This window comes from Caballeronia sp. LZ029, assembly GCF_031451275.1.
Taxonomy (GTDB): domain Bacteria; phylum Pseudomonadota; class Gammaproteobacteria; order Burkholderiales; family Burkholderiaceae; genus Caballeronia; species Caballeronia jiangsuensis.
This window is the reverse complement of sequence record NZ_JARUXO010000001.1, coordinates 1,234,322-1,248,126: the sequence shown is the minus strand read 5'-3', so window position 1 is coordinate 1,248,126 and position 13,805 is coordinate 1,234,322. Positions and strand designations below refer to the sequence as shown.

The 13,805-nt window shown below is 64.9% G+C and carries 10 protein-coding genes; 7 read left to right on the top strand and 3 right to left on the bottom strand.

Going from position 1 to position 13,805, the window contains the following annotated elements:
- Positions 1-143: 143 nt before the first annotated feature.
- Together smc and QCE73_RS05915 are read right to left on the bottom strand one after the other, a co-directional pair.
- Complete coding sequence (smc, locus tag QCE73_RS05920) at positions 144-3,659, bottom strand: chromosome segregation protein SMC (protein WP_309880213.1); 3,516 nt, start codon at positions 3,657-3,659, stop codon at positions 144-146.
- Between the two features lie 124 nt (positions 3,660-3,783).
- Complete coding sequence (locus QCE73_RS05915; RefSeq protein WP_309880212.1) at positions 3,784-4,761, bottom strand: DMT family transporter; 978 nt, start codon at positions 4,759-4,761, stop codon at positions 3,784-3,786.
- Between the two features lie 193 nt (positions 4,762-4,954).
- On the opposite strand from QCE73_RS05915, the gene dapC reads away from it, so the two are divergent.
- The 6 genes from dapC (at position 4,955) to cls (ending at position 11,196) form a co-directional block, all read left to right on the top strand.
- Positions 4,955-6,184, top strand: a complete 1,230-nt coding sequence (gene dapC / locus QCE73_RS05910; RefSeq protein WP_309880211.1) for a succinyldiaminopimelate transaminase — start codon at positions 4,955-4,957, stop codon at positions 6,182-6,184.
- Between the two features lie 46 nt (positions 6,185-6,230).
- Positions 6,231-7,058 carry a 2,3,4,5-tetrahydropyridine-2,6-dicarboxylate N-succinyltransferase gene (gene dapD, locus QCE73_RS05905; RefSeq protein ID WP_309880210.1) on the top strand — a complete coding sequence of 276 codons (828 nt, stop codon included), beginning with the start codon at positions 6,231-6,233 and terminating at the stop codon, positions 7,056-7,058.
- A gap of 2 nt (positions 7,059-7,060) precedes the next feature.
- The gene (locus QCE73_RS05900) at positions 7,061-7,432 is read left to right on the top strand and encodes an ArsC family reductase (RefSeq protein ID WP_035503522.1); all 372 of its coding nucleotides are present in this window, start codon (positions 7,061-7,063) and stop codon (positions 7,430-7,432) included.
- A gap of 99 nt (positions 7,433-7,531) precedes the next feature.
- Positions 7,532-8,668 carry a succinyl-diaminopimelate desuccinylase gene (gene dapE / locus QCE73_RS05895; RefSeq protein WP_309880208.1) on the top strand — a complete coding sequence of 379 codons (1,137 nt, stop codon included), beginning with the start codon at positions 7,532-7,534 and terminating at the stop codon, positions 8,666-8,668.
- A 30-nt stretch (positions 8,669-8,698) separates the two neighbouring features.
- Positions 8,699-9,583: a 50S ribosomal protein L3 N(5)-glutamine methyltransferase gene (prmB, locus tag QCE73_RS05890; protein ID WP_309880207.1), complete on the top strand. Its 885-nt coding sequence runs from the start codon at positions 8,699-8,701 to the stop codon at positions 9,581-9,583.
- 122 nt (positions 9,584-9,705) lie between these two features.
- A complete protein-coding gene (cls, locus tag QCE73_RS05885) occupies positions 9,706-11,196 on the top strand; it encodes a cardiolipin synthase (protein ID WP_309880205.1) in 1,491 nt (496 codons plus the stop codon).
- 13 nt (positions 11,197-11,209) lie between these two features.
- Here cls and QCE73_RS05880 read toward each other — a convergent pair whose 3' ends face one another.
- Positions 11,210-11,701 (bottom strand): glutathione peroxidase, encoded by a 492-nt coding sequence (locus QCE73_RS05880; RefSeq protein WP_309880203.1) that lies wholly within the window; start codon positions 11,699-11,701, stop codon positions 11,210-11,212.
- 158 nt (positions 11,702-11,859) lie between these two features.
- Here QCE73_RS05880 and QCE73_RS05875 point away from each other — a divergent pair, with 158 nt between their 5' ends.
- Complete coding sequence (locus QCE73_RS05875; RefSeq protein WP_309880201.1) at positions 11,860-13,800, top strand: ATP-binding cassette domain-containing protein; 1,941 nt, start codon at positions 11,860-11,862, stop codon at positions 13,798-13,800.
- Positions 13,801-13,805 lie beyond the last annotated feature (5 nt).

The window sequence follows — 13,805 nt, the reverse complement described above, 5'->3', positions numbered from 1 at the left end:
CGCGCGATCTGTCGCACGCATCGCGCCGCGTTCCGGCTCTTCGCCGCCGCCTGGCCGATGCGCGCCACTCCGCGCCTTGACGCACGCCGCCGGATCGCTGTCCGGCCCTTCATTCAATCGAAACTTTTGCGAACCGCGATGCTTCAGCCGTTCTGCGCGAAACCCGCCGCGGCTTCCATGTCCACCGCGACGATGCGCGACACGCCCTGCTCCTGCATCGTCACGCCGATCAGTTGCTGCGCCATTTCCATCGCAATCTTGTTGTGCGAAATGAACAGGAACTGCGTCTTGGCCGCCATCGCGCGCACGAGGTTCGCGAAGCGCTCCGTGTTCGCGTCGTCGAGCGGCGCGTCCACCTCGTCGAGCAGACAGAACGGCGCCGGGTTCAACTGGAACATCGCGAACACGAGCGCGGTCGCGGTGAGCGCCTTCTCGCCGCCCGAGAGCAGGTGAATCGTCGAATTCTTCTTGCCGGGCGGCTGCGCCATCACCTGCACGCCGGCGTCGAGAATTTCGTCGCCGGTCATGATGAGCTTCGCCTGCCCGCCGCCGAAAAGACGCGGGAACAGTTCGCCGAAGTGACGGTTCACCTCGTCGAACGTGCCTTGCAGCAGCGCGCGCGTTTCCTGGTCGATTCGCTGAATCGCGTCTTCCAGCGTGCCGATGGCGTCGTTGAGATCCGCCGATTGCGCGTCGAGGAAGTGCTTGCGCTCGGTCGCGGCCGTGAGCTCTTCGAGCGCGGCCATGTTGACGGGGCCGAGCGCCGTGATCGCGTTGTTCAGGCGCGTGACTTCGCCTTGCAGATACGACGGCTTCATGTCCGGCGTGAGCTTCTCGGCGAGCTCGGCTTCATCGACGCCCGCCGCCTGCAGTTGCTCGACGAACTGCTCGCCGCTGATACGCGCGGCCTGCTCCTTCAACTGCAATTCGTTGATCTTGTCGCGCAGCGGCTGCAACGAGCGTTCGGCCATGAGACGCTGCTCGTCGGCCTGACGCAGACGCGCGGTGAGATCGTCCAGTTCGACGCGCGCCGCATGCAGGGATTCCTCGCGCGCCGCGCGCACTTCGAGTGCGTCGTGCAGGCCGGTTTGCGCGGTCTGCTCGTTGATGGTTTCGAGCTCGGCGCGGGCGTCTTCCAGCATGCCCGCGATGCGCTCGCTCTGATCGTGCGCCGTGTCGATGTTGCGCCTGTATTCGTCGATCTTCGCGGACAGGCCGCGCACGGCGAAACTCGCGTCGCTCGCGGCGCGCTCCAGTTCGCGCAATTCGTGACGCGCGTTCGTGAGTTCTTCGTCGAGCGATTCGAACGCGAGCTGGTTGTCTTCGAAACGCGCCTGCAATTGCGCGATCTCGCCGTCGTGACGCTCGAACGCGGCTTCCGATTCGGCGCGCAACGCACGCTGCTCTTCGACCTGCGCGGCGATCTCTTCCAGTTCCTCGCCGATCTGCGTATTGCGCTGCGTGTAGCGTTCGTGCGCCTGCGCGAGCTTCAGCACGTCGAGCTGCAATGCGTGGACGCGCTGCGTCGCGCGCTCCGCGGCGGCGCGCGCCTCGGCGAGTGTTTGCGAGCCTTGCGTGTGCGCGGCATCGGCGCGCACGGCGTTGGCCTTCGCTTCGTCGGACAAGAGCGCCTGCGCGCGCACCTGCTTCGTGAGATTCTCGATTTCCTGGGCCCGCGCGAGCATGCCCGACTGTTCGGAATCCGGCGCGTAGAGCTGCACGCCCACGCGCGTCACGATGTGCCCCGCCTTCACGACGAACGCGGCGCCCTCCGGCAACTGATTGCGCGAAGCCAGCGCCTGCGCGAGATCGTCGACGATGAAAGTCGTGGCGAGCCATTCGTTGAGCACCGCGCGCAGACCCGGATCGTCGATGCGCACGAGCGACAGCAGCGGGCGCAAGCCATCGGGCGTCTGAACCGGCTTGCCCGCGGCGGGCGGCGAATAGAACGCGAGCTTGGCGGGCGGCGCATCGGTGGCGAACGCCTTGACCCAATCCAGATTCGATACTTCCAGCGCGGCGAGACGCTCGCGCAGCACGGATTCGAGCGCCGCTTCCCAGCCGGTCTCGACGTGCAGCTTTTTCCACAGACGCGGCAGTGCGCCGAGCTCGTGCTTGTCGAGCCACGGCTGGATCTTGCCTTCGGTCTGCACGCTTTCCTGAAGCTGCTTCAACGCGGCGAGGCGCGCTTCGAGCTGATGAATCTGCGCGCTTTCCTTCTGCACGCGCTCTTGCGCCTGGCGGCGTTCGGCGTCCAGACGCGGCGCCGTTTCCTGAGCATCGGCGAGGCGCGCTTGTGCTTCGGCGAGAACCTCTTCGTTCTCGGCGAGCTGCATGCGCAACTCTTCGAGATGCGCTTCATCGGGCGCGTCCAGCCCTTTCGCTTCGCTCTTGAGCCGCTCCTGACGCTGCTGCAATTGCTGAAGCTGCTGATCCGCATTGCGCTGATGCGCCGCTTCGAGCTTGAGCGCCTGTTCCGCGCGCGCGATGCCCGCGCGTTCTTCGTTCAGTTGCGCCTGCGCGTCGCGCCAGCGGGCTTCGAGCGCGGGCAGCGCGTCGTGCTTCGCGGCGGCGGTATCCGCTGCGATCGCGGCTTTTTCCTCGCCTTCGGCGAGCGCTTCGGTGGCGGTGTCGATTTCGTCGTGCGCCTTCTGCGCCTGCACCTGCCATTGTTCGCGCTGCGCGATGAGCGCGGCGATCTGCGCCTGCACGCGATTGCGCGACTCGACGATGAAGCGGATCTCCGCTTCGAGCCGGCTCACTTCGGCATTGGCTTCGTAGAGCGAGCCTTGCGCGCCTTGCATCGTGTCGCTTGCGCTGTAGTGCGCGACACGCAGCGTTTCCAGTTGCGCTTCGACTTCACGCAGGCGCGCGGTCTGCGCTTCGAGCTCGACCTGCGCTTCGCGGATCGCGCGCTGCTGGCGCTCGGCTTCGTTGCCCGCTTCCTTCTTGCGCAAGAGCCACAGCAGGCGTTGCTTCTCTTCGCCCTCGGCCTGCAGCGCCTTGTACTTCGTCGCGACGACCGCCTGCGCTTCGAGCTTCTCGAGATTGTTCGAAAGCTCGCGGACGATGTCCTCTACGCGCGTCAGATTCTCGCGCGTGTCATGCAGACGGTTCTCGGTTTCGCGACGGCGCTCCTTGTACTTCGACACGCCCGCGGCTTCTTCGAGAAACACGCGCAGCTCTTCCGGCTTCGCCTCGATGATGCGCGAGATCATGCCCTGCCCGATGATCGCGTAGGCGCGCGGGCCTAAGCCCGTGCCGAGGAAGATGTCCTGAATGTCGCGGCGGCGCGCGGGCAGATTGTTGATGTAGTAGCTGGACGTGCCGTCGCGCGTCAGCACGCGCTTCACGGCGATTTCGCCGTAGCTGCTCCACTGACCGGCGGCGCGGCCGTCGGCGTTATCGAAAATGAGTTCGACGCTCGCCCGGCTGCCGGGCTTGCGCGCCGTCGATCCGTTGAAGATCACGTCCTGCATCGATTCGCCGCGCAGCTCGGAGGCGCGCGATTCGCCGAGCACCCAGCGCACGGCATCGATGATGTTGGACTTGCCACAGCCATTCGGTCCGACCACGCCGACGAGCTGGCCGGGGACCTGGAAATGCGTGGGATCGACGAAGGACTTGAAGCCAGCGAGTTTTATCGAGGTCAGACGCACGGCGATATCGCTGTTTGGAATTGATGACGGAGGATAGATGGCAGACGAACCGCATTGCGGCGCGTCGATCGCATTCGGTCACGCAGCGCGACAACACATGCGTGTCCCGGCGAAGCGGACACCATCATACCATCGCGCGAGTCGATTTCTTTTTGCTTTCCGGCGCGTCTTTCGCGATCTCCGGCGCTTCGGACACGGCAGACGAGCGCTGCCCGCCCTGCCGATGCACCCATGCCGACAGCACGCACGCCACGACGATGCACGCGCCGCCCGCCCATTCGCGCGGGCCGGGCACTTCGCCAGCGAAGAGCCACGCCGAGAGCGCGGTGACGACGAGTTCGAACAGCATGATGATCGACGCGCGATTGGCCGGCACACGTGCGAGCCCGATCTGCACGATCATGTTGTTGCCCGCGAGCACGACGCCCAGCCCGATCACGATGAGCGTCACGGTGGGCAACAGCGCGGCGGCGGGCGGCGCGGGCATCGGCTCGAAGCACGTGACGAGCGACGCGATCAGCGCCGCGCCGCCGAAGATCACGGCCGTGCGCATCTCGGGCTTCATCGCGGGCAAGGTGCGCGTGACCTTGACGACGAGCACGTTGCTCATCGCGAAGCCCATGCCGCCCATGAGGCCCGCCCATTCCGCGAGATCGGCGGGCAGCGGCATGCCGAGTTCGGGCGACCACAGCATCGTCACGGCGCCCGCCAGCGAGAGCAGCGAGAGCGCCGCATCGGCGCGGGTCAGGCGCTCTTTGAGGATGAAGTGCGCGAAGATCGCGGTCCACGCGGGCGTCAGATAAAAGAGCAGCAGCACGCGCATCACCTGGCCGTGGATCGCGCCCCACACGAAACCGATATTGGTCACGCCCGCCGCCACGCCGAGCGCGATGAGCAGCCAGTGCCAGGAGAGCGTGCTGATCGAGCGGCGTTTCGCGAGCAGCACGAAGACGCACGCGGCGGCGCTCGTGGTCGCGCTGGCGGCGGTGCCGGAGAGGCCCATCGCGGCGAGCATGCGCATCGGATACCAGACGAGGCCCCACACCGACGCGCCCAGCATGATCGCGAGCGTCGGCCATGCATTGCTGAGGCCGCGGGTCATGCCGGCGCCCCATCTGTTTTTGTTACGGTCATTCGTACTGTCGTCCTTCATGTCGCGCGCCGCTGTCCGTCTCCGGGCCAAGGCCGCGCGCTATAATCCCAGGCTTGCTTCACGTCCGTTCGATGTCTTCCGATGCCGCGCTCGCAGGCGCTTTTTGCCTCGCGCGCATCGCTCACTGCTTACCGGTCACGCCGTGAATCCACTTCTCAAGAAACTTCAGCCTTATCCGTTCGAAAAGCTTCGCGCGCTCTTCAAGGGCATCGAGCCGCGCGCGGGATTCACGCCGATCAGCTTCGGCATCGGCGAGCCGAAGCATCCGACGCCCGCGCTGATCCGCGACGCCGTGATCGATTCGCTCGACGGCCTCGCCTCGTACCCGGCGACGCTCGGCAGCGAGCCGCTGCGTGCGGCGATCGCGGCGTGGGTGATGCAGCGCTACGGCCTCGCATCGATCGATGCGGCGACGCAGGTGCTGCCCGTGGCCGGCTCGCGAGAAGCGCTCTTCGCGCTCGCGCAGACCGTGATCGACAGCCGCGCGGACAATCGTACGGCCAGCGCCGCCGAACCGCCCATCGTACTCTGTCCGAACCCGTTCTATCAAATCTACGAAGGCGCGGCCTTGCTCGCGGGCGCCGAGCCGTATTTCGTCAACAGCGATCCGTCGCGCAACTTCGCGTGCGACTATTCCGCGGTGCCCGATCACATCTGGGCGCGCACGCAACTGCTCTACGTGTGTTCGCCGGGCAATCCGACGGGCGCGGTGCTCACGCTCGACAACTGGCGCGAGCTTTTCGCGCTGTCGGACAAACACGGCTTCGTGATCGCGTCGGACGAGTGCTATTCGGAAATCTATTTCGACGAAGGCAATCCGCCGCTCGGCGGCCTCGAAGCGGCGCGGCTGCTCGATCGCGGTTTCGATCGCCTCGTGATGTTGTCGAGCCTGTCGAAGCGTTCGAACGTGCCCGGCATGCGCTCGGGTTTCGTCGCGGGCGATGCGTCGGTCCTGAAGGATTTCCTGCTCTATCGCACGTATCACGGCGCGGCGCTGTCGACGGTGTTTCAGCGCGCGAGCGTCGTCGCATGGCAGGATGAAACGCACGTGCGCGACAACCGCGCCAAGTATCTGAAAAAATTCCAGACAGTCACGCCGATGCTCGCCGACGTGCTCGACGTGCGCCTGCCCGACGCCGCGTTCTACCTCTGGGCGAACGTTTCGGGCACCGGGCTCACGGATACCGAGTTCGCGGCGCGCCTGTACGCCGACTATAATGTTACGGTTCTGCCGGGCTCTTTTCTCGCTCGCTTCGCGCACGGCACGAATCCCGGTGAAGGTTTCGTGCGTATCGCGCTCGTGGCCGAAACCGCGGAATGTGTCGAAGGAGCCCGCCGCATCGTCGAATTCTGCCGCTCGCTCAAATCCTGACTTACGTTGAGCGCAGCCGGTCCAATCCTCCATCCTTGATACCACTATGTCGCAACAACTTCAGAGCATCATCGATACCGCCTGGGAAAACCGCGCCGAGCTGTCGCCCAAGGCCGCGCCCGCCGAAGTCCGCGAAGCCGTCGCGCATGCCATCGAGCAGCTCGATAAAGGCCAGATGCGCGTTGCCGAGAAGCGCGACGGCGACTGGATCGTGAATCAGTGGCTGAAGAAAGCCGTGCTGCTGTCGTTCCGCCTGGAAGACAACGCGCCGATGCCCGCGGGCGGCTACTCCCAGTTCTACGACAAGGTGCCCTCGAAGTTCGCCAGCTACACGGCCGAAGACTTCGCGGCGGGCGGCTTTCGCGTCGTGCCGCCGGCCATCGCGCGCCGCGGCTCGTTCATCGCGAAGAACGTCGTGCTGATGCCGTCGTACACGAACATCGGCGCGTATGTCGATGAAGGCTCGATGGTAGACACGTGGGCCACCGTCGGCTCGTGCGCGCAGATCGGCAAGAACGTGCATCTTTCGGGCGGCGTGGGCATCGGCGGCGTGCTGGAGCCGCTGCAGGCGAACCCGGTCATCATCGAGGACAACTGCTTCATCGGCGCGCGTTCGGAAGTGGTGGAAGGCGTGATCGTCGAAGAAAATTCCGTCATTTCGATGGGCGTGTATCTCGGCCAGTCGACCAAGATCTACGACCGCGAAACCGGCGAAGTCAGCTACGGCCGCATTCCGGCGGGCTCGGTCGTCGTGGCGGGCAATCTGCCTTCGAAGGACGGCTCGCACAGCCTGTACTGCGCGGTGATCGTCAAGAAGGTCGATGCCAAGACGCGCGCGAAGGTCGGCCTGAACGAACTGCTGCGAGGCGACTGATCGTGGCGCGCGGCTCGACCCCAACCACGGTCGTCTACGGCATTCCGAATTGCGACACCGTGAAAAAAGCGCGCGTGTGGCTGGAAGAGCACGGCGTGCCGTTCGAGTTTCACGACTTCAAGAAGGCTGGCGTGTCGAACGCGCTGATCCAGGACTGGCTGAAGGACGTGCCGCTCGACCAGCTCATCAACAAGCGCGGCACGACGTGGCGCGGCTTGTCGGAGGTGCACAAGGCTGAAGCCGATACGACCGGCGGCGCGATCGCGCTGATGATCCACAAGCCGTCGATCATCAAGCGGCCGGTCGTCGTCGTGAACGGGCGCGTGAAGACGCTCGGATTTTCCGCCGAGCAGTACGAAACGCTCTTCGCCTGAAGTGAACGCGATGACTGTGAACTCGACGGTCATCGCAAGATTGCTACGAGTGCCGGCCTGCGCGCCGGCATTTTTTTATCGCATCGATTCAATACGACCATGTCCGGCACCCTCTCCCTCACCGAAGCGCTGATCGAACGCGCATCCGTCACGCCCGACGACCAGGCTTGTCAGGCGCTCATGATCGAGCGGCTTGCGGCGATCGGCTTCGAATGTGAAACGATCGAATCGGGCGGCGTCACCAACCTGTGGGCCGTGAAGCGCGGCACGGACGCGTCGGCCAAACTGCTCGCGTTCGCCGGCCACACCGATGTCGTGCCGACCGGCCCGCTCGAACAATGGACTTCGCCGCCCTTCAAGGCCACTCACCGCGACGGCAAGCTCTTCGGCCGCGGCGCGGCGGACATGAAGGCGTCGCTCGCGGCGTTCGTCGTGTCGAGCGAAGAGTTCGTCGCAAAGCATCCGGAGCATCGCGGCACGCTCGCGTTTCTCATCACCAGCGATGAAGAAGGCCCCGCCACCGACGGCACGATCAAGGTCGTCGAAGCGTTGCAGGCGCGGGGCATTCGGCTCGACTACTGCATCGTCGGCGAGCCGACTTCGAACGCCACGCTCGGCGACATGGTCAAGAACGGCCGGCGCGGCTCGATGACGGGCAAGCTCGTCGTCAAGGGCGTGCAGGGGCACATTGCGTATCCGCATCTCGCGAAGAATCCGGTGCATCTGCTCGCGCCCGCGCTTGCAGAACTCGTCGCCGAGCGCTGGGACGACGGCAACGAATACTTCCCGCCGACCACCTGGCAAGTGTCGAACCTGCATTCCGGCACCGGCGCGACCAACATCATTCCCGGCCACGCCGATCTGATGTTCAACTTCCGCTTCTCGACGGCGAGCACGGTCGAGAGCCTGCAAAGCCGCGTGCACGCGATTCTCGACCGGCACGGCCTCGACTACGATCTGACATGGATCGTGAGCGGCCTGCCCTTTCTCACGCCGCGTGGCGCGCTGTCGGAGGCGCTCGAACAAGCCATCGCCGATGAAACCGGCGTGCGCACCGAACTGTCTACCACGGGCGGCACCTCCGATGGACGCTTCATCGCCCGCATCTGCGATCAGGTCGTGGAGTTCGGCCCGCCCAACGGCACGATCCACAAGATCGACGAGCATGTCGAGGTGCGCTTCATCGAGCCGTTGAAAAACGTGTACCGGCGCGTGCTCGAACAACTGATCGCCTGAATTCAATCTCACAATAAAAAGGAGCCTTCGATGGCGCTGCCCTTCACCACCGTGCGCGACCTGCTGCGCTTCGGCGTCTCGCGCTTCACCGAAGCAGGCCTGTCGTTCGGCCACGGCTCGGCCAATGCCTACGACGAAGCCGCGTATCTGATCCTGCATACGCTGCATCTGCCGCTCGACACGCTCGACCCGTTTCTCGACGCGCGTCTGCTCGACGAAGAAATCGACGCCGTCATGAAAGTGATCGAGCGCCGCGCGAAGGAACGCATTCCCGCCGCGTACATCACGCAGGAAGCCTGGATGCACGGACGCCGCTTCTATGTCGACGAGCGCGTGATCGTGCCGCGCTCGTTCATCGGCGAATTGCTGCAGGACGGCTTGCAGCCGTACGTCGCCGATCCGGATCAGGTCACGCGCGTGCTCGAACTGTGCACCGGCTCGGGCTGTCTCGCGATTCTCGCGGCGCAGGCCTTCGAGAACGCCGATGTCGATGCCGTCGATATCTCCGCCGATGCGATCGCGGTCGCGCGCCGCAACGTCGACGAATACGCACTCGGCGAGCGCGTGAGTCTCTACGAAGGCGACCTGTACGCGCCGCTTCCGTCCGCGCGCTACGAGGTGATCATCACCAATCCGCCGTACGTCAACGCACAGGCGATGCAGGCGCTGCCGGAAGAGTACCGGCACGAGCCCGAACTCGCGCTCGCGGGCGGCGCGGACGGCATGGACGTCGTGCGGCGCATCGTGCGCGACGCGCGCAACTGGCTGACCGAGGACGGCGTGCTCGTCGTCGAAATCGGCAACGAGCGGCCGAACGTGGAAGCCGCGCTCGGCGGTCTCGATCTCGTCTGGCTCTCGACCAGCGCCGGCGACGACAACGTGTTCCTGATCCAGGCCGCCGATCTCCCGGCGTAAACCCTCTGCCTGACAGAACGTTGCGGCGACGCACGCTGCAACGTTCGCCAACACTTCGCGCGGAAGGGTTGGGTAAGATGGCAAATCGCCATTAGCGAAGCACTTCGCTCCCTCTCGCGCCTATGCAAGCATCCGACTGGCTACACCTCGGCACGCTCGTGATGGCCGCGCATGTCCTCGGCGTGATCGCCGCGATCCATGCCGTCATCAACACTCGCACGTCGCAAGGCGCGGTGGCGTGGGCGGTGTCGCTCGTCGCGATGCCTTACTTCACGCTGATTCCCTACCTCTTTCTCGGCCGCAGCAAGTTCGCGGGCTATATCGACGAGCGGCGGCTGGAGATCGAAATCCTGCGCAGCCGCTCGAAGCCCGCCGAATGGGACTCGGGCGCACGCAGCGATGCGCCCGAAGCCACGGCGCTCGTCGATGCCGCCGGCGTGCGCGGCGAGATCGCACCGGGACCGGCGGCCTATCTCGGCAATCCGACCATCCGCACGTTGCAGCGTCTCTCCGGCATGCCGTTCCTGCGCGGCAACTCGGCGCGCGTGCTCATCAATGGCGACGCCACCTTTAACGCGATCCTCGACGCGATCGCGGCGGCCGAACGCTATGTCGTCGTGCAGTTCTTCATCGTGCGCGCCGACGAACTCGGCGACAAACTCAAGGACGCGCTCATCAAAAAGGCCCAGGCGGGCGTGCGCGTGTACTTCCTTTACGACAGCATCGGCAGCTTCGACCTGCCGCATCGCTACGTGAACGCGCTGCGCGCGGGCGGCGTCGAGGCGCATCCGTTCGCGGCCACGCGCAAGTTCGTGCATCGCTTTCAGATCAACTTCCGCAATCATCGGAAGATCGTCGTGGTGGACGGCAAGTGCGCGTTCGTCGGCGGGCATAACGTGGGCGTCGAGTATCTCGGCGGCAATCCGCGACTCTCGCCGTGGCGGGACACGCACGTGGAAGTGCGCGGTCCGGCGGTCGCGAGCATCCAGTTCGTGTTCACCGAAGACTGGTACTGGGCGACACAGCGTCTGCCCGAACTCGGCCCCGCGCCGCATTCGGACGGAAACATGCACTGCATGGTGCTGTCGAGCGGCCCCGCCGACAAGCAGGAAACCTGCTCGCTCTTTTTCGTCGAGGCGATCAACGCGGCGCGCGAACGTATCTGGATCACATCGCCCTATCTGATTCCCGACGAAGCCGTGTTCTCGGCGTTGAGGCTCGCGGTGATGCGCGGCGTGGACGTGCGCATCCTGATTCCGAGCCGGCGCGATCATCGCGTGGTGTTCGCCGCGTCACGGCTCTATGCGTACGATCTCGTCCAGGCGGGCGTGCGCATCTTCCGCTACCAGCCGGGCTTTCTGCATCAGAAGGTCGTGCTCGTCGACGACATCGCCGCTTCGATCGGCAGCGCGAATCTCGACAACCGGTCGTTTCGCCTGAACTTCGAGATCACGGTGCTGACGGTCGATCGCGCGTTCGCAAGCCAGGTCGAATCGATGCTGCTCGCGGACTTCGCGGAGTCCTTCGAGATCGACAGCGACGACTATCGCGGCAAGGCCTTCTGGCGGCGCATGGCGATGCACGTCGCGCGCCTTTTCTCGCCGATCCTGTGAGCGCGCCCGACGCTCAGAGCAGCTTCTCGATGTCCTCGGTGATCGACTCCGGTTTCGTCTGCGGCGCATAACGCTTGATGACGCTTCCCTTGCGATCGACGAGAAACTTCGTGAAGTTCCATTTGATCGCTTCGATGCCGAGCAGGCCCGGCTCCTTGTCCTTCAGATATTTGTAGAGCGGATGCGCGTTCGCGCCGTTCACCTCGATCTTGGCGAACATCGGAAACGTGACGCCGTAGTTCTTCTCGCAGAAAGCGCCGATCTGCCCGGCGTCGCCCGGCTCCTGCTTGCCGAACTGGTTGCACGGGAACCCGAGCACCTCGAAACCGCGCGCCGAGAATTGCTGGTAGATCTCCTGCAAACCCTTGTACTGCGGCGTGAAACCGCATTCGCTCGCCGTATTCACGATGAGCAGCACCTTGTCGCGGTAGGTGTCGAGACCGACGGTCGCGCCGTCGAGTGTTTCGGCCGTGAAGCCGTAGATGCCTTCGTTGGCTGCCCTCATGGCGTGCTCCGCGAAATGAAGTCGATGAAAGATAGGCGATGCTAACCCGGCGCGCGTTCGTCTGCCATCGGCCGAACGGCCGACCCCTGCCTCGCAGGCGGTCCGGTCTAAAATAGCGCTTTCCCTCAAAAGCCGCGCCCCTTCGCCGCCCCTCCGACGTGATCCGTTTCAATCAGTTCAGCCTGTCCCGCGGCACCAAGCCGCTCTTCGAAGACACGAGCTTCACGCTCAACCCGGGCGAGAAAGCCGGTCTCGTCGGCGCGAACGGCGCGGGCAAGTCCACGCTCTTTTCCGTGCTGCGCGGCGAGCTGCACGCGGACGGCGGCGACTTTTCGATGCCGCCGTCGTGGCGCATCGCGCATGTCGCGCAGGAAACGCCCGCCGTGGACCGCAGCGCGCTCGATTACACGCTCGACGGCGACACGCATCTGCGCGACATCGAGGCGCGTATCGCGGCGGCCTCAGCCGCGCATGAAGGCGCCGCCGAAGCGGAAGCCCACGCAGCCTTCGCCGACGCCGACGGCTACACCGCGCCCGCGCGCGCCGAAACGCTTCTGCTTGGTCTGGGCTTCACACTGGAGCAGACGCGCGAGCCGGTATCGAGCTTTTCGGGCGGCTGGCGCATGCGGCTGAATCTCGCGCAGGCGCTGATGTGCCCGTCCGACCTGCTGCTTCTCGACGAACCGACCAACCACCTCGACCTGGACGCCATCGTCTGGCTGGAAGACTGGCTCGGGCGCTATCCGGGCACGCTCGTCGTCATTTCGCACGACCGCGAGTTTCTCGATTCGGTCTGCAATGTCACGCTGCATCTGGAAAATCGTCAGGTGAAGCGTTACGGCGGCAACTACAGCCAGTTCGAAGTGCTGCGCGCGCAGCAGATCGCGCTGCAGCAAAGCGCGTATGAAAAGCAGCAGAAGACCGTCGAGCATCTGCAGAGCTTCATCAACCGCTTCAAGGCCAAGGCAACCAAGGCGAAGCAGGCGCAAAGCCGCGTGAAGGCGCTGGAGAAGATGGAGCTCATCGCGCCCGCTCATGCGAGTTCGCCCTTCACGTTCGAATTCCGCGAGCCCGATGCCGCGCCCAATCCGATGATGGTCATGGAGAGCGTGCGCTGCGGCTATCACAACGACGCGGGCGGCGAGATTCCGATCGTCGAGGGCGTGACGCTGTCGATTCAGAACGGCCAGCGCATCGGCTTGCTCGGCGCGAACGGCCAGGGCAAGTCGACGCTCATCAAGACGCTCGCGCACACGCTCGAACCGCTTTCCGGCGACGTGCGACAGGGCAAAGGCCTGCAAATCGGCTATTTCGCGCAGCATCAGCTCGAAACCCTGCGCCCCGACGATTCGGCGATCCAGCACCTCGCGCGCCTCGCGCCCGACACGCGCGAGCAGGAACTGCGCGATTTCCTCGGCAGCTTCAACTTCTCCGGCGAGATGGCGACGGCGAAAATCGCGCCCTTCTCGGGCGGCGAGAAGGCGCGGCTCGCGCTGGCGCTCATCATCTGGCAGAAGCCGAATCTGCTGCTGCTCGACGAGCCGACCAACCACCTCGACCTCGAAACGCGCCACGCGCTGACCATGGCGCTCGCGCAGTTCGAGGGCACGCTGATTCTCGTGTCGCACGACCGGCATCTGCTGCGCGCGACCACCGATACCTTCATGCTCGTCGCGAAGCATCGTCTGAATCCTTTCGACGGCGATCTCGACGATTACCGCGACTGGCTCCTGCAACACGCCGCCGAAACGCGCGCGGCGGCGAAGGAAGCCGGCGGCGCGGCGTCGGGCGACGCGCAGGACAGCGCGCTCAATCGCAAGGAACAGCGCCGGCAGGAAGCGCAGGAGCGGCAAAAGTTCGCGCATCTGAGGAAGCCGCTGCAATCGCGCATCGCGAAAATCGAGAAGGAGATGGAAAAGCTCAACGCGGAGAAGACGCAGCTCGATGCGTTCGTCGCCGAGCCCGCGAGTTACGAAGCCGCGATGAAGACGAAACTCACCGAGACGATCCGCCGCCAAGGCGAAGTCAATGCGCGCCTCGAAACGCTCGAAATGGAGTGGCTCGAAACGCACGAGGAACTGGAGCAGATCGGCTCATAACCGGA

What these genes read in the sequence shown, in the direction of transcription:
- QCE73_RS05915 (WP_309880212.1), bottom strand. Translation starts at nt 4,761, where the DNA reads ATGACCCGCGGCCTCAGCAATGCATGGCCGACGCTCGCGATCATGCTG.
- dapD (WP_309880210.1), top strand. Translation starts at nt 6,231, where the DNA reads ATGTCGCAACAACTTCAGAGCATCATCGATACCGCCTGGGAAAACCGC.
- dapE (WP_309880208.1), top strand. Translation starts at nt 7,532, where the DNA reads ATGTCCGGCACCCTCTCCCTCACCGAAGCGCTGATCGAACGCGCATCC.
- prmB (WP_309880207.1), top strand. Translation starts at nt 8,699, where the DNA reads ATGGCGCTGCCCTTCACCACCGTGCGCGACCTGCTGCGCTTCGGCGTC.
- cls (WP_309880205.1), top strand. Translation starts at nt 9,706, where the DNA reads ATGCAAGCATCCGACTGGCTACACCTCGGCACGCTCGTGATGGCCGCG.
- QCE73_RS05880 (WP_309880203.1), bottom strand. Translation starts at nt 11,701, where the DNA reads ATGAGGGCAGCCAACGAAGGCATCTACGGCTTCACGGCCGAAACACTC.